The sequence below is a fragment of the Staphylococcus sp. AtDRG32 genome (assembly GCF_004365845.1).
In the GTDB taxonomy this organism is placed as follows: Bacteria; Bacillota; Bacilli; order Staphylococcales; family Staphylococcaceae; genus Staphylococcus; species Staphylococcus hominis.
In genome coordinates this window covers 143,634-164,757 of the sequence record NZ_SODE01000001.1, presented here as the reverse complement: position 1 = coordinate 164,757, position 21,124 = coordinate 143,634, and the positions used below count along the sequence as shown (strand labels likewise).

Sequence of the window (21,124 nt, the reverse complement as noted above, 5' to 3'; positions counted from 1 at the left end):
TGTTTTATCCTCCTATTCACTCTCAGCCATAATATTATACTTTTCTAAAAAGTTTGTATTATAATCTCCAGATTTAAAAATATCATTATTCATTAATTTAAGATGGAATGGAATGGTTGTATCTATTCCTAGAATTAAATATTCACTTAGTGCTCGAATCCCAGTCATTATTGCTTCATCTCTGGTAGGTTCATGCACAACCAATTTTGCTACCATTGAGTCATAATAAGGAGGAATCGTATAGTTTGTATAACATGCTGATTCGATTCTTACTCCGTATCCTCCTGGCGCAAGGTATTGTGTGATTTTACCTGGTGAAGGCATAAAATTCTTATAAGGATTTTCAGCATTAATTCTATATTCAATGGCATGGCCATTTATTGTAATATCATCTTGCGTATAAGGTAGCGGTTCTCCCATAGCAACTTTTAATTGCAATTTCACTAAGTCTACACCTGTTACCATTTCAGTAACTGGATGTTCTACTTGAATTCGTGTATTCATTTCCATAAAATAGAATTTATTTTCATTTAAATCATATATGAATTCTATAGTACCAGCATTTTCATAATTCACTGCTTTAGCTGCTCGAATAGCGGCTTTACCCATCTCTTTACGTTTTTCATCTGTAAGTATTGGCGAAGGTGACTCTTCTACTAATTTTTGCATACGTCTTTGAATTGTACAGTCACGTTCGCCTAAATGAATGACATTACCGAATTGATCACCAATCACTTGAATTTCAATATGACGGAAATTTTCAATGAATTTTTCTAAGTATAATCCACCATTACCGAAAGCTGTTTGAGCTTCTTGTTGTGTCATACGGTAACCATTTTCTAAATCGTTCTCATTTCGTGCAACGCGAATTCCTTTACCTCCGCCACCAGCAGTAGCTTTAATAATAACTGGATATCCTATCTGTTTAGCCACTTTTTTAGCATCTTCAATCGAATCAATTAATCCATCACTTCCTGGTACTACAGGCACGTTAGCGGCTATCATTTCAGCTTTAGCTACATCTTTAATACCCATTTTTTGAATGGATTGATAACTTGGTCCAATAAATTTTAATTGGCAAGCTTCACAAAGTTCAGCGAAATCCCCATTTTCGGCTAAAAATCCATAACCTGGATGAATTGCTTCACATCCTGTTGAAGTTGCTATAGATAGGATGTTTGGAATATTTAAATATGAATCTTTAGACTGAGTTGGACCGACACAATATGCTTCATCAGCGATTTGAGTATGTAATGCATCTTTATCTCCCTCAGAATATATAGCAACAGTTTGAATACCTAAATCATGGCAAGCTCTAATAATTCTAACTGCAATCTCACCACGATTTGCAATTAATACTTTTTTCATTATTTCACCTTAAATAACGGCTGGCCATACTCTACCATTTGTCCGTCTTCAACTAAAATTTCAACGATTTCTCCTGTAACTTCTGCTTGAATTTCATTAAATAATTTCATGGCTTCTAAGATACATACAGTTGAATCATTAGTGACTTTATCCCCAACTTGTACATAAGCTTCCTCTTCAGGTGATGGGGATTTATAAAAAGTCCCGACCATCGGAGCATTAATTGTTTCGTAGTTTGACGTTTCATTTTCTTGGTTTACTTCACTAGTTTGAGATATTTCATTTGCCATTGGTGTTTGTACTGATGGTTGAGATGCCATCACTGTTGGTTGTTGTGAATATTGAGGCGTAATAATTTCAGTTTCTTTTTGTTTTTTTAAATTAACTACGCTACCTTTATTATCTTCTATATTAATTTCAGTTAAACTTGATTCATCAAGAATTTGAATTAATTCTTTAATTTCTTTAAAGTTCATAATTTAATGACTCCTCGACTTAGTTTTCATCTACCCATCTATTTTACTTGAGTGTGAAATTCAATTCAAGCGTGTTCATTTAACTGAGATCTAACTTATGATTAAAAAAGTATATAAGTGATTATAATATAGTAAATTTATATTAAAACTTAGATACTAAAATATTGATTATTCTTTTTAATCATTTATATAAAAACAGGTTAATCCATAATTAAATATGCATTAACCTGTTTTAATTTAAATTTTTAAAATTATTAATTATGCTCTTGAAATGTAACTGCCATCGCTTGTATTAATAACTAACACATCGCCTTCGTTAACAAATAATGGTACATTTAAAGTATAACCAGTTTCAACTGTAGCAGATTTTGTAGCACCAGTTGCAGTATCACCTTTAATACCTGGCTCTGTTTCAGTAACTTCAAGTTCAACAGTTTTTGGTAATTCAATACCAATCGTTTCGCCTTCATATGACTGAATTTGAACTTCCATATTCGCTTTTAAATATTTTAATTCATCTTTTAAATAATCGCCAGATAATTCTGTTTGGTCAAATGTTTCATTATCCATGAAGACATGAGTATCTCCATCAGCATATAAATATTGCATACGACGATTTTCAATCATCGCTTGTTCTACTTTTTCACCAGCTCGGAAAGTTTTTTCTTGAATAGCGCCTGTTCTTAAATTACGTAATTTAGAACGAACAAAAGCAGAACCTTTACCTGGTTTTACGTGTTGGAAATCAATTACTTTCCAAATTCCATTATCTACTGAAATAGTTAAACCTGTTTTAAAATCATTAACCGAAATCATTCAGTTTCCTCCTCAATTATACGCTTACTATAAAATAATAAGGTCTTTTGTGCATTTAGTAAAGACTTCACACCCATTTTCAGTAATTAAAATGTCATCTTCTATACGCACTCCACCAAGACCATCTACATAAATACCTGGTTCAATAGTAACACAATTATTAACTTGAACTGTATCATTAGTGTTTTTAGATAATACTGGACCTTCATGAATATCTAAACCAATACCATGACCTAAAGAATGACCAAATTCATTACCATAACCATGTGCTTTAATATAATCTCTAGATAATGCATCAGCTTCCTTAGTTGTCATACCTGGCTTGATTTCTTCAATTGCCTTTATTTGAGACTGAAGCACGATATTATAGATTTCTTTCAATTTTTTATCAGGTTCACCAATCGCAAATGTTCTAGTAATATCTGAACAGTATCCTCTATAATATGCACCAAAATCAAGAGTAATCATGTCACCTTTTTCGATTACTTTATCGCTAGCAACTCCATGAGGCAAAGCCCCTCTATAACCAGAAGCAACGATTGTATCAAATGATGGACCATCAGCGCCTAGTTCTAACATTTTGCTTTCAAGCAATGCTTTTAACTCTCTTTCAGTCATTCCAACTTTTGCAATGTTTAAAATGTAGTTATAAGTATCATCCACAATCTTAGCCGCATATTTTATTTTATCGATTTCTTCAGGTGATTTAACTTCTCTAATTTTTTCAATGGCATTGCCTATACTTACGTAATTCGTATCAATTTGGCTTAATTCTCGAAACGTATCATAGCTAACTAAATGACCTTCAAAACCTACTGTTTTATACTGCTTGTTTTTTATAATTTCTTTTATCTCATCAATAATCCCACTACGTCGATTTACAATTTCAAAATGAGTGGCTTGATTTGTGGCTTGTTCAATGTAACGAAAATCTGTAATCAACTTATTTTCATTATTAGAAATAATTAAAGCTCCACTTGTTCCGGTAAAATCAGAAATATAACGTCTATTATAGTCAGATAATATAACAAGAGCATCAAGATTTTCACTTTCTAATATATGACGAACTTTAGCTAATTTATCCATTTAACCCACTCCTTGTATAACGTTTGTACATTTTTATTATATACATTAAAATAATAACATACTTAAAATATTAAAGATATTTTGATTTAGGGAGATTTACATGAAAAGATTATTAACGATTTTAGGAGCTTCTTTGTTTTTGGTTGGCTGTGGCTCTCAAAATTTAGGACCTTTAGAAGATAAAACAACCAATTTAAGAGATGAGAATCATAATTTAAAATTAAAAATTCAACAACTAAATCAAGATATAAATAATCAAAAATCTCAGTTAGAAGCATTAAATAAAGATAAAAAGAATGTATCTAAAACTGTTGATAATAATAATGAAGCTAATTTTTTACAAGCTTCTTCAAATTATTATCAAGATATTGCTAAGATTATCGATAAATTTAATCAACTTGATTTAAATAAAACTAAAAAAGATGATAAAAATCAAAATCTTGAAAAGCTAAATTCATTATCAAATGATATAGATGATGCCTACAGTAAATATAAAAGTGATACAGATAAAGGTAATATATCAAATGATAATACTAACGAAGACAAAAATATTAAACAAATAAACAAAAATCTTCAATCTGGTTTTAAAGATATTAAAAATGGCTATGAATCTAATAATAAAAAGAAAATAAATCAAGGTAAGATGAAGTTATCACAGATTAATGTTTCTAGTAGTTCATAAAATAGGAGTTGTTTAGTTGAAAAATATTATATTTTATTTCGTTTTAATTATAGCAGCTATAGGTTTACTGCTAAATCTAAATATTTTTGTAATGTCGTTCATGAAATCAATTTTCACACTTATAATGATTGCTCTTATTATTTACTTTATCTATTATTTTTTCTTCCTTACAGAAGATCAGAGAAAATACCGAAGAGCAGTTCGAAAATATAAAAAAAGACAACGAAAATAAAAACAAGGAGGTTCAAGAGTATTAGTACTCTTAAGCCTCCTTGTTTTATATCTATTTTTTATATAACCACTCTTCTGAACGATATTTTTCTTCAAGCACTTTTACTTCGGCTAATTGATTTTCAGTTAGAGATAGTGGTTTAAATTCAATATTTAATCCTTTTTTAAATCCTTCTTCAAATGCTTTTTCCATTTCTTCAATAGAGATGTGTCTATCTGATATATCATTTATTGCTACAGCTTTATCTACGAAAGCTTTTTTCATTTTTTCTTTCAAGCGATCATTCTTAAAAATAAACATATCAAATAATTCGTCTACATCTACATCTTGAAGTAGTGATCCGTGTTGAAGAATAACGCCCTTTTGACGTGTTTGTGCACTACCTGCAATTTTACGTCCTTCAACGACCAGTTCATACCAACTTGGAGCATCAAAGCAAACGGCACTTCTTGGTTGTTTTAATTTTTCTCTTTCTTCTTTAGAACGTGGAATAGCAAAATAAGCATCAAATCCTAATAATTTAAAGCCTTCTAAAAGTCCTTCTGAAATGACACGGTAAGCTTCAGTAATTGTAGAAGGCATATTTGGATGAGATTCAGGTACGATAACACTATATGTTAATTCTTTATCGTGTAAAACGCCTCTACCACCAGTTTGACGGCGAACTAAACCAAATCCTTTTTCTTTCACTTTATCGATATCAATTTCTTTTTTTAATCTTTGAAAATAACCTACAGATAAGGTAGCAGGATCCCAAGTATAAAATCTAACTACAGGATCAATTTCCCCTCTTGAAACAAAATTTAATAAGGCTTCATCCATCGCCATATTATAATAGGGGTCATGGCTTCCAGTATTGATAAAATTCCATGTTTCAGTCATATAAAAACTCCAATCACAACTTAATTTATATAAATTCAACGTTAATATTACGTTAGAATGTATCAGTAATATGAAACAATAAAAAAATTTTGATAAATTGAGCTAACACCTTTATAATTAATAATATCGGTTAATTAGGGAGGATGCAATATGAATGTATCTTTGATTATAGCATTAATAATTATAGTTTTAATAATCCTTTACATGGTTGGAAATTTCTTTCTTAATCGACGAGCTGTAACTGAACTAGATCAAAACGAATTTCATAAAGGTTTAAGAAAAGCCCAAGTCATTGATGTACGTGAAAAAGTTGATTATGATTATGGTCATATTAATGGTGCTCGCAATATTCCAATATCTATGTTTAGACAAAGATTTCAAGGTTTACGTAAAGATCAACCTGTATATCTTTGTGATGCAAATGGTATTGCCAGTTATCGTGCTGCTCGCATTTTGAAAAAAAATGGATATAAAGATTTATACATGCTTAAAGGCGGCTATAAAAAATGGACTGGTAAAATTAAAACTAAAAAATAATTATCAGAAATAAAACTCTCAAGAAATTTCTTGAGAGTTTTATTATTTCTGAAATTAAATCATCCATTAAACTATTTACAATATTAAAGTTTTTCTTGATGTAAATCTTCAAATTTAAGAATAGGTTTACGAGCTGCAGTTGTTTCATCCAATCTATCAATGATAGTTGTATGAGGTGCTTCTAATACGTTATCAGGATTACTTTCAACTTCGTCTGCAATTTGAAGCATTGCATCAATGAAGTAGTCTAAAGTTTCTTTAGATTCAGTTTCGGTTGGTTCAATCATCATACCCTCTTCCACATTTAGCGGGAAGTAAATTGTTGGTGGATGTACACCAAAGTCTAGTAAACGTTTTGCCATATCCAGAGTACGGACACCATATTCTTTTTGTTTAGATCCACTTAAGACAAATTCATGTTTACAATATTGTTCATAAGGGATTTCATAACGATCTTTTAATCGTGCTTTAATGTAGTTCGCATTTAAGACAGCTGCTTCAGACACTTCTTTTAATCCTTGTGCACCCATAGTTCTAATATACGTATAAGCTCTTAAATAAATACCAAAGTTACCATAAAATGGTTTTACCCGACCGATTGAATTTTCAATATCATTATCATATTTAAATGTATCACCGTCTTTAATCACCATTGGTTTTGGTAAATAACTTGCTAATTCTTTTTTTACGCCGACTGGACCTGAACCAGGACCACCACCGCCATGAGGACCTGTGAAAGTTTTATGCAAGTTTAGGTGCACAGCATCAAATCCCATATCTCCAGGGCGAACTTTATCCATAATAGCATTTAAGTTTGCTCCATCATAATAGAGTAACCCGCCTGCTTCATGAACAATTTCACGAATCTCCATAATATTTTTTTCAAAGATACCTAAAGTATTTGGGTTAGTTAACATAATAGCAGCGGTATTTTCATTAACGACACGCTTTAAGTCTTCGATATCAACTTCACCGCGTTCATTAGATTTAACAGTTACTGATTTAAATCCAGCAAATGAAGCTGATGCAGGGTTTGTACCATGTGCAGAGTCTGGAACAATAACTTCATTACGATGGCCCTCACCATTTTTTATATGATATGCTTTAAAAATCATTAAAGCTGTCCACTCACCATGAGCACCTGCTGCTGGTTGTAGAGTTACTTCATCCATACCTGTAATTTCTTTTAGTTCTTCTTGTAAACTATAAATAATTTCTAATGAACCTTGAATTTGTTCTTCCTCTTGTAGTGGATGAGATTCTGCAAATCCAGAAATACGAGCAACTTTTTCGTTGATTTTTGGATTATATTTCATAGTACAAGAACCTAAAGGATAAAATCCAGAATCTACCCCAAAGTTTTTATTCGAAAGTTCCGTGTAATGACGTACTAAATCTAATTCTGCCACTTCAGGAAACTCTGCTTTATTTTTACGAATAAATTTATCATCTAAAATACGTTCAACAGAGTCAGTTTTAATATCACTTTGCGGTAAAGAATATGCATATCTACCTTCTCTAGATCTTTCAAAAATTAATGGACTAGATTTACTTACTGTCATTTAGCTCACCAGCTTTCTCAACAAATGTATCAATCTCTTCTTTAGTTCTTAATTCAGTAACAGCAATTAACATATGATTGTCAAAGTCTGATGAAACTTCACCTAAGTCAAAGCCTCCGATGAAACCATGTTCTGCTAATTTTTTATTTACATTTTTGATAGGTTGATCAAACTTAACAACAAATTCATTAAAAGATGTACCATCTAGGACTTCAAAACTGTTATTTTTAAATTGATTTTTAGCATAATTAGCATGTTCTAAGTTTTGAACCGCAATATCATAAATACCTTGTTTACCAAGAGCTGACATAGCAATTGAGGATGCTAAAGCATTCAATGCTTGGTTTGAACAAATATTTGATGTGGCTTTATCACGACGAATATGTTGTTCACGAGCTTGTAAAGTAAGAACAAATCCTCTATTACCTTCATCATCTTGCGTTTGTCCTACTAATCTGCCAGGAACTTTACGCATTAACTTTTTAGTAGTAGCAAAGTAACCACAATGAGGACCGCCAAATTGAGTAGGAATACCAAATGGTTGTGTATCACCAACAACAATATCTGCTCCAAATTGTCCTGGAGGTGTTAAAACGCCTAATGCTAATGGGTTAGAATAAACAATGAATAACGCTTTTTTATTTTCAATATAAGAATGAATTTTTTCTAAATCTTCAATTGTTCCATAGAAGTTAGGGTATTGTACAGCAACTGCTGCAGTATCATCATCAATTGCTTGTTCTAATTTTTCTAAGTCAGTAATCGTTCCATTTAAATCAACTTCAACAATTTCAAATTCTTTTCTTACTTTAATATATGTTTTTAATACTTGTAGAGCCTGATAATGGAGACCTTTAGATACTACAATTTTGTTCTTTTTAGTATGATTAAAAGCTAATATACAAGCTTCGGCAAAGCTAGTTATGCCATCATACATAGATGAATTTGCGACATCCATTTGAGTAAGTTCACAAATTAATGTTTGGAATTCAAAAATTGCTTGTAGTTCACCTTGAGAAATTTCAGGTTGGTAAGGTGTATAAGCAGTATAAAATTCAGAACGAGAAATCATAGCGTCTACTACTGCAGGTGTGTAATGATCATATACTCCTGCACCTAAAAAACTCACATGTGTTTCTTTAGTAATATTTTTATTTGCAATAGTATTCAATCTTCTTAAAAGTGAAGTTTCAGCTTCTGCACTATCTATATTTAAATCTCTATTAAGTAAAATATCTTTTGGAATATCTCCAAAGAGCTCGGTAATTGAATTTGCTCCAATTGTTTCTAACATTTCTTTTTTATCTTTATCAGTTAATGGTATATAACGATGACTCACATTGCACACCCCTTAGTTATTTTTCGATTTGGTTTTTCTTAACAATTTTAGCTTTTAATTGTCTTTTACGAACTTGAACTAGTAATTCTTTACCTAACTCAAATTCATCACGATCAATAATAGCCATAGCAATTGATTTTCCTGAAGAAGGTGATTGAGTTCCTGAAGTAATTTCACCTATTTCTTTTCCGTCAAGATTCATTACTGTATAACCCGTTCTTGCAATGCCTTTATCTATAAGTTCTAAACCCACAGTACGTCGTTTTGACCCATTCTCTTTTTGATCTTTTAAAACAGATTTACCAATAAATTCATCTTCAATTAAAGGTTTAGCAGCAAAACCAATTCCACCTTCATAAGGCGTGATTGATTCAGTGAGATCTTGTCCATGAAGAGGTAAACCAGCTTCTAATCTAAGTGTATCTCTTGCACCTAAACCACAAGGTACAACGCCTTTATCAATAAAACCATTCCAAATGTCAACTGTATCATTTGAATTACAATAAATTTCAAAACCATCTTCACCTGTATATCCAGATTGAGATAAGATAACATTTTTTCCAAAGATAGTTACATTTTGTTTGAATTCAAAAGGCTTCATTTCACTTACATCAACATCAACAAGTTCACTTACTAAAGTTCTTGCTTGAGGACCTTGAATCGCTAATTGACCATATTGTTCAGACACATTTGTTACAGCAGCATTAAATTTAGATTGATGTTTTTGAATCCATTCGAAATCCTTATCAGTATTGGCTGCATTAACAATTAATAAGTATTTGTTATCAGCAATTTTATATGTTACTAAATCATCAATAATACCACCCTCATCATTACATAAAGCTGTATATTGAGCTTTAGTTTCAGATAAATTAGTAGTATCATTTGAAAGTAAATATTGAACAAATTTACTAGCATTTTCACCTTCAATTAAAATTTCTCCCATATGACTTACATCGAACATACCCACTTTGTATCTAACTGCGTTATGTTCTTCTTTAATACTAGTAAATTGGACAGGCATAGCCCACCCACCGAATTCAACTATTTTAGCACCACTATTTACATAAGTTTCATATAATGGTGTCTTTTTTAATTCGCTTGTCATTTAAAAACCCCCTATTTTATAAAAAAAGCAGAGTAGCAGAAGCTACCCTGTCTAAATAACAAATCCAGGACTGCGTAACAGTATTATCCTTTTGCCTGAGAGTTTCGTAGTTTACTTGCACCTTCGGCGATAACATGACATAATTTCAAAACAACTATAGAATCAGTTCAAGTTATTCTCTCTAATACTGATCATTCGCATGGTATATGATTTAAAATTGTTTTATATACACATTCAATTGTTTTACTACTATCTACTTTTGTGGATGCGATTTCATTATATCTTGAAACTCTCGATAAATACAAGTCTTTTAATTGTTTTTCACTTTTGTTTTTCGCATTTGGTCTATGTGGATCATTAGCAATTCTATGATAGATAATATCAATATCACAATCTAACCAAATAACTGTTTTATTTTTTAAAAGTGAGATAGAATCATCGTTTTCTATAATCCCTCCTCCCGTTGATATAATATCGTATTTACCAATACAATCCTTTAAATAGTTATATTCTAACTTACGAAATCCTTTTTCACCAATTTCATTAAAAATATCTGGTATTGTTTTAAATTCTTTCATTTCTATATATGTATCTAAATCAATATATGAATAGTATAATTTTGAAGCCAAATATTCACCAATAGTACTTTTACCAGTACCCATAAAGCCTGTTAATATAAGTGGTAAATAAGAATGAGTCATCCTAATCACCTCTCTTAAGTTTATCACTTATTATACTATCATAATATATTTGAATATTATGTATTGTTTTTAATTTTATACTATATTGAGCAGAATAAGTAGATATAATTATCAAATATATACTAAGAATAAATAATGTATAGCTACTTATATATCCTTTCATTTTATAAAAATAAGTTTTTTTCATAGTAGTCGTTTTTATCACCTATTTTTAGATTTAATTTTATGATGTTAGAAGGTAAAATTTGAAATTCTGCATTGATGACGTTATTTAGTAAAACGATATTGCCATTTCCATTAATTTTGTAAAATAATTTGTTGTTTTTAAATTCTATATAATCTTTAGACGATTCATTATCAATGATAATTGTATGTTTATCCTTAATTATAAGGGCATGATGTTTTTTCGAAATAATTTGAGTTATATTTGTCTGAAAAAAAGCATATTCTGTTTGATAACTATTATATGACTCGTATAAATAGGAATGAGTCAATTTAATTAATTGAGGAAAAAATGTTAACATCATTGTTGTTAAAAATAATGAAACTAACATTTCTATTAAAGTGAACGATTTTAATTTAATATTTAACGCATGATTCGATTTCAGTTTCTTTGTGAAGTCCACATATTTTATTGGAATAAAGTTTAATATGATAATCACCTAAATTTATACCTTTTGAAATGGTTTTTTTATCATAATGGTTGATACTACTCATTATGGTTTGCTTGATTTCAACAATTTGGTATTCTCTTTTTAATGTATGATTTAAACTGATTAGTAGTGGAATTAAAGTAAAAACTATAGTAGTGAATATATATAAGCTAAATAAACTATCGATGAGTAACACTGCTTTAAATTTTAAAATATCTAATTCTTCCTTTTTCAATATTAATGATTAATTTATATTGATGTTGATTAATTTTCAATATTAAAGAGCCAAACTGATTTGTTCTTCCTTCTTTATTAAAAGTAATTTTCCCTAAATTTTTAACTTCAACTATTTTTCCATCTTCAATATTGTAATTGTACCGACCACCATGTGCTTCTATTACTTTTATAATTGAGGAATGTTTTGAAATTAACAATGTAATAGATTGATGATTACGCATCGCTTTAGATTTAAAATATTCTAATTGATTAACAAATTGTGTTGCTTTTATATCGTCTGACAAAGAAATATTGTTAAATACATTTACCCTTAACGTTGCATTAAGTAAGATTGTTAAAATCAAAATGATTAATAGGTTCTCTATAAAAGTGAATGATTTAATACTCTTACTCTGCAACTGCTTCTCCATTTTTAATACTGATAGTTTCTCCAGACTTACAAGATGATTGCCCTTGTTTTATAAACCCTTCAGTTATTAAGTTCTCAATAGAATTAGGAACTCTATTATGTTTTAAAGTATAAGCTTCAATTTGACTATTGACCATTTTCACTTGTGCTTCACATCCTGTTGATTGAATATGTGCCATTTGTTTAGCTATGTTTGGAATAATAAGAATGAGTAAAACACTAATTATTAATAGTACAAGTAACATCTCGATTAAAGTAAAAGCTTTTAATTTATGTTTGAATTTTTTCATAAAAACCTCCATTTTACTTTATTTAATATTTTGCATAAGTTGGAACATGGGTAACATGATCACTAGATACAAGCTGACTATAAAGGCTCCTAAGAATATAAATACGATAGGTTGGATCATTTTTGATTGTTTTAAAGCTGTTTGTTGGAGCCTTTGAATTAATATTTGACAATACATTTTCAACTCAATATCTAATTTATTGTTTTTCTCACCTTGCTTAATAAACTGTATTAAATCATATTGATAACATGGTATTTTAATCAAAATATTGGATAAATTAATGCCTCTATTTAGTTCATTTTGAATAACGATACCAATATAATTCAAAAATGAGTTGTTTTGTAGATGAATGTACATATCTACGACTTGTTGAATACTAATACCATTTTTATAAAATAAAGCTAAATCATTAGCAAGTTGATATGTTTTTATAGTCGAATAATAAAAACGTACAATTGGTATGTAAGAAATGAATGTAAGTTTTTTGGATATATCTAATTTATTAAGAAAGATAAATATAATGATGGATAAAGTTAGTAAAGTAGAAAAAACAAAAAGAAAAATTTGTGGTAAATGACTAATTAAATATGTAATAATAGTTTGTGATAAATTGAGTTTAACATCCATCATTGAATACAGATGTTTAAATTGAGGTAAAACTGTATAATTTAATATACTTAACATAGTTATAAATATTGCAATTAAAATAATGGGATATTGAATAGCTTTTAATATTCGTTGTTTAGCTTGAAGATTTGTTTTTAAATAATTCATTGCTTCCTCTAGTGCTTCATTTATATTCCCATATTTCTGCGCAAATTGAATTTGAGTGATAATAGATTTAGGATAGCCTATTAATTCTAATATTTGATCGCATTCTCCTCCCGTTTTTATTATTTTAACTATCTTATTTGCTATATTTTTATTTTTATAATTAAAATACAAATTTATAAAATTAAAACATTCTAATAATGTAAATCCACTTTTAAGTAAGTTATTCAAATTATTTAGAAGTATAATTTGTTGGTTTTCGCTAAGAACTTTAGAATGTTTGTTAAATATATTTTTCAACCACATCTTCACATATAAGACCTTCTTTCGATAGCGATAACAATTTTTCTTTTAAATTATTAAATGTCTCAGGAAGCGTATGGTTATGTTCAAAAAAATATTGAATTTGCTTATTTGTAATAGACTCACAAACAAGCTTTCTTTGATTTAAAGTAGTTGTAACTAATCTTTGATTTGAAATGACATTTATTGCTTGTGAAATTTCTTGAACACTAATCCCCATCTCTAACAATCTGAGTATTGCGCCCTTACAATTGCTTGAATGCATAGTGGTTAGTACTAAATGACCACTTAAACTTGCTTGAATAACACATTTTGCCACTTCAGCATCTCTAATTTCACCAATTAAAATAACATCTGGATCACATCTTAATATTGCTTTAAATGAATTAACATAATCTATACCAGCTTTATGATTTACTGACACTTGTGTTATGCCTTTTAATAATTGTTCAACAGGATTTTCTATTGTAATAACATTTAAATTTAATTCTTGAAAAGCATAGAGTACTAATTGATACATCAAAGTACTTTTACCTGAACCTGTTGGACCAGTAAGTAAAATGAGACCTTGCTTTTTATTCATTAGAGGTTTAAAGTCATTAAAGTCTTTATACTCTCTTTTAGAAGTGAAATATTGAGGGATAAGTCTGATAACACAACTTTCTATTCCTAATGACAAAGGTAAAGTAGAAATTCTTAAATAAAATATTGATTTAGCATGATAAGTATATCTACCACTTTGAGCTACTTGATGTGTTGATACATCTAAATTTGCTTTAAATTTCATATAAATTAATAATTTTTCATAAATGTCATTACTAAATATTTCATACGTCTCTAACCTATCATTCACTCTGAATTTAATATGTACTTTATCCTCTGAAGGAATAAAGTGTACGTCACTTGCATTTTTTGAAATTGCTTTATTAATTATTTCTTGAAATAATAATTTCAAAAAAACACCTCCTACATATATAAACGTAAGAGGTGTTTAAATTACTTTTTTTATTGTCCATCTAAATATGGATTGAGTTGTTCATCATCTACCGTAGTGTATTGACCGTGACCTGGGAATAAAGGCAAATCTCCGTCTAATTCAAATAATTTGTCTTTAATTGAGTCTACTAATGTTTCATAGTCTCCTCTATATAAGTCTGTTCTTCCAATACCGTTATTAAATAATGTATCTCCGACTACTGCAAAATCGTCAAAAACGTAAGTTAAACTTCCTGGTGAATGACCTGGTGTATGAATAACATTAAATTTAAATTCATCAATTGTAAAATTACCTTCATCTAAAGCAATTGGTTGAGCTTTACTAGTAGTGAGTGGCATACCATATTGTTTAAACTTTGAAGAACCATTTTTTTCAGGATCAGTTAAGAAAGAAAATTCTTCTTTATGCATATAAACAGGTACATCATATTTGGATAATACATCATCTAAAGCACCAATATGATCAAAATGAGCATGTGTAAGTAATATTGCTTTCAAAGGTTTATTGATTTGATTTAATTGCTTAAATATTTTATCAGATTCTCCGGCAGGGTCAACTAATAATACACTGTTATCGCTTTCTATAAAATATGCGTTTGTATCAACTAATCCTAAAGATAAATTAGAAATTCTCATATTACTCACCTTGTTTATCTAAGTGTTTTTGAACAGATTTTAACTTATCATTCATTTTACGAGACTTATCTCTTCTATCATCAATACGGATATTTGTACATACTCTATTTAATCCTTTATCAAATGGTAATTCGTGAATTGCTTGAACTACTTCAAATAAATCTTTAAGATCACCTTCGATAAGCGTATTCATAGGTGTTAATTGATAGTCAATTTTACCTTGTTTTTTAAATTCTTCTAGTTTCATTTGGATTTCTGCAATATATTTACTAACACTTGGACCTTCCGTTCCAACTGGTATAACAACTACATCAACAATAGCCATTATTTAACACCATCCTTTTCAATTATATATGTTTTTATTAGTCCAGCAGCACCAGTGATACCAGCATCATTTCCAAGTTTTGCTTGGACAATTTCAGTATCTTTTTGAGCAGGAGTAAATGTTAAATTATGATATTCTGTTTTAATATTTTCAATTAATATTAATCCTGCTGTAGACATTCCTCCACCTAAAACAATATATTTAGGATTGCTTGTAGCACTAATTATACTACATAAATAAGCGATATGATTTGCGACCTTCTCTGTTATAAATATGCAGAATTGATCTCCTGCTTTTGCTGCATCAAATACAGCTTTAGCAGTTACTTTATTTTCTTTTATAAGTGATAAAATAGATGATTTAAAAGTAAGTTTAGGATAATAAAAATTGACTAAATTAACAACTCCAGTAGCTGAAGCAACAGTTTCAATACATCCTGATTTGCCGCAGTTACAATTAAAACGTTGATCAAAATCAGTTCTAATATGACCTATTTCCGCACCTGAACCATTATGACCATGTACAATTTCACCATTTGAAATGATACCTCCACCAAGACCAGTACCAAGTGTAATAGCAACTACATCATTTGCACCTTGACCCGCACCTTTATGCTTTTCACCTAGTGCAGCTACATTTGCATCATTATCAACATATACAGGACAATCTATAAATTCACTAAAAATCTCTCTCACATTTACATTTCCAGGCCAATGTAAATTAACAGCCCCATGTACGATTCCCGTTTCAAAATCAACAGGACCGGGAACTCCTATACCAACTCCGATAACATTTTGAAGATCAAAGTGATAAGATTCAGTTGCTTCTTTAAAAGAATCAAAGACTTGCCTTAATAATGTTCGACCTGTATGGTCTGAAGTATCGGTTTCAATAGACCATTTATGTAATCGTTCTAATTTCGTATCAAAGATACCTAGTTTACATGTTGTTCCACCTATATCAGCTGCTAAAATAATATTTTTCATTTATGCTCATTCCTTCTTTGATTAATTATTAAAATACATTTTAGATATTCTTCTTTTGATAAAAGATCATAATTGTAAAGAGAACGTATTTCTTGTTGCATCATTTCATACATATCTTCTTTATCTTTAAAATATATAATAAAACCATAACGTTTCAAAAGTTGCAAGACATCATAAAAATTGTTAATTTTTAGATTCATTACTATCTTTCAATTCTTTTTCTAAATTTTTATAGCTTTGGTTGTTGCCATCAATTTTTAAAGCTTTTTTTATATATTTTAAAGATTTATCGTTATCATTTAATGCTCTATTAGCTATGGATAATTCATAGTTTAGTAATGCAGAGTTAGGATGACTTCTTAGGCCTCTTTCCCAATCAGCCATTGCTTCTGCTTTAGAACTTTTAGTAGCAGTTATTAAACCCTTTAAGTAATATGTTTCATCATCATCGTATCCTTTATTGATTGTATGTTCAACAATTGATAAAGCATCATCATAATTATAAGATATCATTTCGTCTTTAATAAGTTTATCGTAAATATTTTCCTCTTTAATTGAAAATATTCTAATTTGTAATAAAACAAAAAGTACTAATAATAAAATTAAAAATAACCAAAATAAATTACGGTTCTCATGAAAATAATAGCCTATTAATGTAATAAGGAAACCACCTATGAAACCACCTAAATGAGCCATTAAATTAATGTTCGACATAAATAGCGAGACAAAAATCAATATTAATACAACAACTAACAATTGTATTATCATTTTCTTATTAAAAGTCTTACTTAAGTACATCATCGTTAAAATAGCTCCTATAAGACCAAAAATAGCTCCACTTGCACCAACAGATATGGTACTTATATTAAAGGATAACGAAGCAAAGTTTCCAAATAAACCAGAAATTAAATAGATACCTAACATTTTATATGGACCAACGATAGTCTCTACAATTTTACCAAAAATGAATAAAGATAGCATATTCATTAAAATATGTTCAAAATTAAAATGTAAAAACATCGAGGTAATAAGACGGTACCACTCTCCGTGCACTACATTGAAGTGTACTAATCCCCCAACATCTAGTAACTTAATATCTGAAAAATGATTTAGATAAATCTTCATATATAACCATATTAGAACGTTTATAGCTATAAGTGTATAAGTCATTGGTGAAAACATCATCATATACTTATCAACAAGATTCGTATTAAGTACACGTTTTTTATAATCCAACGATGATTTTTTTTCTTTTTTATTAATGCGCTTTTTTAAAATAAAATTAGGCATTGTATTTTCTAAGTCTTTTTCATTAGTGATACTATGATAAATCAACTTAGTAGGATGCATTTCATCGAGATGATCAATATTCATCGATGTTTCTAAAAAGTAGAAGAACTCGACTTTTTTAATTTTAAATCCTAACTTTTTTTGTAAATTCTCTTTATGATCATTTATTTTAGATTTGTCGAAGCGTATCTCTTGAGTTGAACTCACTTCTTTTCTAAATACAATAAGTTCTTCTTTTTTCTTATTGGATAACCAAATTTCATTTGTATTTTTATCTGTGTGTTCTAATTTATAGTTAAAATATTTGATCCAATAATAAATTGATTTCCAATATAGTTTATCAATATTCATTAATTCCTCCCAAATTTAGTATTACATATAATTAAATTATCTACAGGTTGATCATGTTTTTCCACATCGAAATCTGATATTTGGAAGTCATATATAAGACTAATCGAGTTAATATCGTGTTGATTTAGAAATTTATCATAGTAACCTCCTCCGTATCCTATACGAAAACCATTTGTTTGAAAAGCTATTCCAGGTACAATAAGTAAGTCCATGTCATTACTAATAGATGTATCTTCATTAACATAATTAATACCTTTATCATCGGTAGCTATTGATGACAAATCTAATAGTTGTTTAAAATTCATATTACGACTTCTGTAATCTGTATCGGGCACAAAAATTTGTTTTCCATTATCTAAAGCGAAAGTAATAATATTGTATGTATTAATCTCGTGTGGCATAGACAAAAATATACCGATACGATGTGCTTTTTTAAATTTTTCATTTTCAATTAATTGTTTCATTAACCAAATATCAGCTTTACGCTTATTTTTTTTATCAAAGTCTTTCATTTGTGATAAAATATTTTTTCTAATTTGCTTTTTACCCATTCTTTCTCCCATCCTTTAATATATTATAACGTTATTATATAGTGATGTCATTTATGATAATTCAAATTATTTTAAGTTAAAAAATATATTAATCTATATAAAATAAATATAATTGCTAATTATATATTTAAGATGATTAATGGTTGAATGATCTACTAAAGTAAAAAAGGTTGGAACAATTTTGTTCCAACCTTTTTTACTTTTAATATTATTTAGTTTCACGATGTAGAGTTTGTTTGTTATCACGTGAACAATATTTTTTCATTTCAATACGTTCAGGATTGTTTCTTTTATTTTTAGTAGTAATGTAGTTTCTGTCACCACATTCAGTACAAGCTAATGTTACGTTTACGCGCATGATTATACCTCCTTACCTTTTCTAAATACGACTTTATTATCATACCACTTAGACGATTAATTGAAAAGTATTAATTTTTACTAGTATTAAGTAGAAAAGCATCTTATCAACGGTTATTAAAATTATTTTTCATTTTTAAAGTAGTAATTAATGATATCTCTTCCTAAATCTCCCCCATTTAACCATGGTGGTGGAACAGGTTGATTAGTATATACGATAGAAAAAGCTAATTTAGGATCTTTAATAGGCGCATAACCTATATATGTTGAGTTAACTCTAGATTGTCCGTTTTGATAAACTTCAGCAGTACCAGTTTTACCAGCTGATGGAACAACAGTTTTATGGAAGCTTGCATAGCCTGTACCATCTTTTTCATTGAAAGCCATCTTGAATCCTTGTTTTACTTCATCTATCTCATCTTGAGAATTATTAACTTTATTTAGTATATTACCTTTAATTTTATCTTTAACCGGTCCTACTTGATCACTATTTGTTGCGTCATGTATAGCTAAACCAATGTGCGGTTGTACTCTGTAACCATTATTTGCAATTGTAGATATATATTGTGAAAGTTGAATAGGTGTATAAGTATCATACTGACCTATTGATAAATCTAAATAATTGCCTGGATTATTAGTTAATGGTTCAATTTGACCAATTGTTTCATTAGGTAAATCGATACCTGTTTTAACACCTAATCCTACTTGATTTAGACCTTTTCTTAGTTTTTGACCAGCTTCTTCAATATTATTAGGTAAACTCATACCACTTGAGTAAGGATCACCAGCTAGTCTTAAAGCAGTTTTAAACATATATACGTTTGAAGAATGCATTAATGCTTCTTTGTCGTTAATTAGGACTTTGCCATTTTGGTTAAAGTAAGAACGTTTAGTTAGTCCGCCTCTAAAGTGTAAAGGTTCATCAATCATTTCTTCACCGACTTTGATAGTATGATTTTGATAACCAGTTAATAAGGTTGCTCCTTTAACAGAAGAACCGACTGCAAATTGGCCAGTAAAGTTACCTAAATCATAATCTAGCAGTTCACCATTTTTATCAATTTGTCTTCCAGCCATTGCAAGAATATCACCATTTTTAGGATTTTGAACAACTACAAGCGCATTGTCCATGTTGGTTGCTCCTTGACTACGCAGTGTTTTTATTTCGTTTTCTAACAGAGACTCAACTTTTTTCTGTAAATCAATGTCAATTGTTAGTTGTAAATCATTTCCACGTGACCCAGGGTTAATCACTTTAGAACTAATAACTTTACCAGATTTATCAGTAGTGTATTTCAGCTGTTTCTTTTTACCACGTAGAATGTCTTCATATTGATACTCTAGATAAGCTTTCCCTACCCTGTCATTTCTAGAATATCCTTTTGCTAAATACTGTTCAGTTAATTCTTTAGGAATACCCTCAGAAGGTGTAGAAACACTACCAAATATACTTCTTAAAGTTTCACCATATGGATATTTTCGATCCCAGTCCATTGAAGTATTGACACCAGGTAAATTATCCAATTGTTGAGAAACAGCAGCATATTCCTTTTCACTAACATCTTCATTTTTTATCATTTGCGGATCAAGTGTAGATCCAGATGACATTTCTCTATATATAGCTAACACTTGTAAATCATGCTTAGATAAACTATTTAATTGAGTATTTTTAATTTTACTATGTAATTGTTTATCATACTGTTCTTGACTTATGCTACCATTGTTAAGCATAGTTGTTTCTTTTTTCATTAATTTATTAACTTCTTTTGGATGATTTTGTATCCAAAAGTCTTGTTTATCTTGCTTTGTAATCTTATCAGTATTCATTGTAATGAGTTTAGCTAATTTTTTAGCGGTATTTAACATGTCTTGTTGACTTGTTTTTCTAGAACGCGTGTAGGTAATTGCTAATTTCGAAGCATTATCAACTAAAATCTTGCCATTTCTATCTAGTATTCTTCCTCGTGGTACGGACTCATTGACAGTAATATTCTCATCATTTTTCACTAATTGACTATAATGTGCACCTTGTGCAATTTGTAAATATCCTAGTCTTAGGACAATTAATACGAAAATCAAAACAATTGCACCAAATATAAAACGAATTCGTTTATTCATCGTATGTTTTATTTTTTCATCATTTGATTTTTCTTTTAATCTTTTAAGCAAGACAACCGACC

General features: G+C 29.4%; 25 protein-coding genes and 1 riboswitch. Of the genes, 3 read left to right on the top strand and 22 right to left on the bottom strand.

Translation table 11 applies throughout. The features are described 5' to 3' along the window. Positions 1-12: 12 nt before the first annotated feature. The 4 genes from accC to BDW25_RS00810 all read right to left on the bottom strand — a co-directional run bounded on the left by accC (position 13) and on the right by BDW25_RS00810 (position 3,746). A complete protein-coding gene (accC, locus tag BDW25_RS00825) occupies positions 13-1,368 on the bottom strand; it encodes an acetyl-CoA carboxylase biotin carboxylase subunit (RefSeq protein WP_133944649.1) in 1,356 nt (451 codons plus the stop codon). Then, on the bottom strand, positions 1,368-1,844 hold the full coding sequence (accB, locus tag BDW25_RS00820) for an acetyl-CoA carboxylase biotin carboxyl carrier protein (RefSeq protein ID WP_070468431.1): 477 nt from the start codon (positions 1,842-1,844) through the stop codon (positions 1,368-1,370). Before accB ends, accC begins: the two co-directional genes overlap by 1 nt. Positions 1,845-2,102: 258 nt before the next feature. Further along, complete coding sequence (gene efp / locus BDW25_RS00815) at positions 2,103-2,660, bottom strand: elongation factor P (RefSeq protein ID WP_002449752.1); 558 nt, start codon at positions 2,658-2,660, stop codon at positions 2,103-2,105. A gap of 27 nt (positions 2,661-2,687) precedes the next feature. Further along, entirely contained in the window at positions 2,688-3,746 is a 1,059-nt protein-coding gene (locus tag BDW25_RS00810) for a M24 family metallopeptidase (protein ID WP_087436205.1), read from the bottom strand. Between the two features lie 100 nt (positions 3,747-3,846). Between BDW25_RS00810 and BDW25_RS00805 the strand changes: the two genes are divergently transcribed. Then, positions 3,847-4,428: a putative periplasmic lipoprotein gene (locus BDW25_RS00805; RefSeq protein ID WP_049418407.1), complete on the top strand. Its 582-nt coding sequence runs from the start codon at positions 3,847-3,849 to the stop codon at positions 4,426-4,428. 16 nt (positions 4,429-4,444) lie between these two features. Further along, a complete protein-coding gene (locus BDW25_RS10975) occupies positions 4,445-4,660 on the top strand; it encodes an SA1362 family protein (RefSeq protein ID WP_049336125.1) in 216 nt (71 codons plus the stop codon). A gap of 51 nt (positions 4,661-4,711) precedes the next feature. On the opposite strand, the gene BDW25_RS00795 is transcribed toward BDW25_RS10975, so the two are convergent. Beyond that, a complete protein-coding gene (locus BDW25_RS00795) occupies positions 4,712-5,542 on the bottom strand; it encodes a lipoate--protein ligase family protein (RefSeq protein ID WP_002449762.1) in 831 nt (276 codons plus the stop codon). Positions 5,543-5,692: 150 nt separating this feature from the next. On the opposite strand from BDW25_RS00795, the gene BDW25_RS00790 reads away from it, so the two are divergent. Further along, the gene (locus tag BDW25_RS00790; RefSeq protein ID WP_002449897.1) at positions 5,693-6,079 is read left to right on the top strand and encodes a rhodanese-like domain-containing protein; all 387 of its coding nucleotides are present in this window, start codon (positions 5,693-5,695) and stop codon (positions 6,077-6,079) included. Between the two features lie 83 nt (positions 6,080-6,162). Here BDW25_RS00790 and gcvPB read toward each other — a convergent pair whose 3' ends face one another. The 17 genes from gcvPB to BDW25_RS00700 form a co-directional block, all read right to left on the bottom strand. Next, positions 6,163-7,641, bottom strand: a complete 1,479-nt coding sequence (gene gcvPB, locus BDW25_RS00785) for an aminomethyl-transferring glycine dehydrogenase subunit GcvPB (RefSeq protein ID WP_002455299.1) — start codon at positions 7,639-7,641, stop codon at positions 6,163-6,165. After that, the gene (gene gcvPA, locus BDW25_RS00780; RefSeq protein WP_002455298.1) at positions 7,628-8,980 is read right to left on the bottom strand and encodes an aminomethyl-transferring glycine dehydrogenase subunit GcvPA; all 1,353 of its coding nucleotides are present in this window, start codon (positions 8,978-8,980) and stop codon (positions 7,628-7,630) included. Before gcvPA ends, gcvPB begins: the two co-directional genes overlap by 14 nt. Positions 8,981-8,996: 16 nt before the next feature. Continuing rightward, positions 8,997-10,088, bottom strand: a complete 1,092-nt coding sequence (gcvT, locus tag BDW25_RS00775) for a glycine cleavage system aminomethyltransferase GcvT (protein WP_002488553.1) — start codon at positions 10,086-10,088, stop codon at positions 8,997-8,999. A gap of 73 nt (positions 10,089-10,161) precedes the next feature. Continuing rightward, positions 10,162-10,283: riboswitch (glycine riboswitch) on the bottom strand. Continuing rightward, positions 10,280-10,789, bottom strand: coding sequence for a shikimate kinase (locus BDW25_RS00770; RefSeq protein ID WP_002449809.1), 510 nt, complete (start codon positions 10,787-10,789; stop codon positions 10,280-10,282). Its footprint overlaps the riboswitch before it by 4 nt. A 164-nt stretch (positions 10,790-10,953) precedes the next feature. Further along, positions 10,954-11,415, bottom strand: a complete 462-nt coding sequence (locus tag BDW25_RS00760; protein WP_239665815.1) for a competence protein ComG — start codon at positions 11,413-11,415, stop codon at positions 10,954-10,956. A 227-nt stretch (positions 11,416-11,642) separates the two neighbouring features. Then, entirely contained in the window at positions 11,643-12,089 is a 447-nt protein-coding gene (gene comGD, locus BDW25_RS00755; protein WP_279587311.1) for a competence type IV pilus minor pilin ComGD, read from the bottom strand. Then, on the bottom strand, positions 12,067-12,378 hold the full coding sequence (gene comGC, locus BDW25_RS00750) for a competence type IV pilus major pilin ComGC (protein WP_002449700.1): 312 nt from the start codon (positions 12,376-12,378) through the stop codon (positions 12,067-12,069). The genes comGD and comGC overlap by 23 nt, the downstream gene beginning before the upstream one ends. 18 nt (positions 12,379-12,396) lie before the next feature. Continuing rightward, positions 12,397-13,461 (bottom strand): competence type IV pilus assembly protein ComGB, encoded by a 1,065-nt coding sequence (gene comGB / locus BDW25_RS00745; protein WP_438287693.1) that lies wholly within the window; start codon positions 13,459-13,461, stop codon positions 12,397-12,399. Next, the gene (comGA, locus tag BDW25_RS00740; protein ID WP_133944645.1) at positions 13,433-14,407 is read right to left on the bottom strand and encodes a competence type IV pilus ATPase ComGA; all 975 of its coding nucleotides are present in this window, start codon (positions 14,405-14,407) and stop codon (positions 13,433-13,435) included. The genes comGB and comGA overlap by 29 nt, the downstream gene beginning before the upstream one ends. A 50-nt stretch (positions 14,408-14,457) precedes the next feature. Continuing rightward, positions 14,458-15,084: an MBL fold metallo-hydrolase gene (locus BDW25_RS00735; protein ID WP_002449717.1), complete on the bottom strand. Its 627-nt coding sequence runs from the start codon at positions 15,082-15,084 to the stop codon at positions 14,458-14,460. 1 nt (position 15,085) lies between these two features. Then, a complete protein-coding gene (locus tag BDW25_RS00730; RefSeq protein ID WP_002449910.1) occupies positions 15,086-15,409 on the bottom strand; it encodes an MTH1187 family thiamine-binding protein in 324 nt (107 codons plus the stop codon). Continuing rightward, positions 15,409-16,395, bottom strand: coding sequence for an ROK family glucokinase (locus tag BDW25_RS00725; protein WP_002449785.1), 987 nt, complete (start codon positions 16,393-16,395; stop codon positions 15,409-15,411). The genes BDW25_RS00730 and BDW25_RS00725 overlap by 1 nt, the downstream gene beginning before the upstream one ends. Beyond that, a complete protein-coding gene (locus tag BDW25_RS00720) occupies positions 16,392-16,595 on the bottom strand; it encodes a YqgQ family protein (RefSeq protein WP_037555982.1) in 204 nt (67 codons plus the stop codon). The genes BDW25_RS00725 and BDW25_RS00720 overlap by 4 nt, the downstream gene beginning before the upstream one ends. After that, the gene (locus BDW25_RS00715) at positions 16,579-18,036 is read right to left on the bottom strand and encodes a rhomboid family protein (RefSeq protein ID WP_002449916.1); all 1,458 of its coding nucleotides are present in this window, start codon (positions 18,034-18,036) and stop codon (positions 16,579-16,581) included. The genes BDW25_RS00720 and BDW25_RS00715 overlap by 17 nt, the downstream gene beginning before the upstream one ends. Continuing rightward, positions 18,036-18,587 (bottom strand): 5-formyltetrahydrofolate cyclo-ligase, encoded by a 552-nt coding sequence (locus tag BDW25_RS00710; protein WP_002449726.1) that lies wholly within the window; start codon positions 18,585-18,587, stop codon positions 18,036-18,038. Before BDW25_RS00710 ends, BDW25_RS00715 begins: the two co-directional genes overlap by 1 nt. A gap of 208 nt (positions 18,588-18,795) precedes the next feature. After that, entirely contained in the window at positions 18,796-18,945 is a 150-nt protein-coding gene (gene rpmG / locus BDW25_RS00705) for a 50S ribosomal protein L33 (RefSeq protein WP_002449881.1), read from the bottom strand. Positions 18,946-19,067: 122 nt separating this feature from the next. Further along, positions 19,068-21,113 (bottom strand): peptidoglycan D,D-transpeptidase FtsI family protein, encoded by a 2,046-nt coding sequence (locus BDW25_RS00700; RefSeq protein ID WP_002449757.1) that lies wholly within the window; start codon positions 21,111-21,113, stop codon positions 19,068-19,070. Positions 21,114-21,124 lie beyond the last annotated feature (11 nt).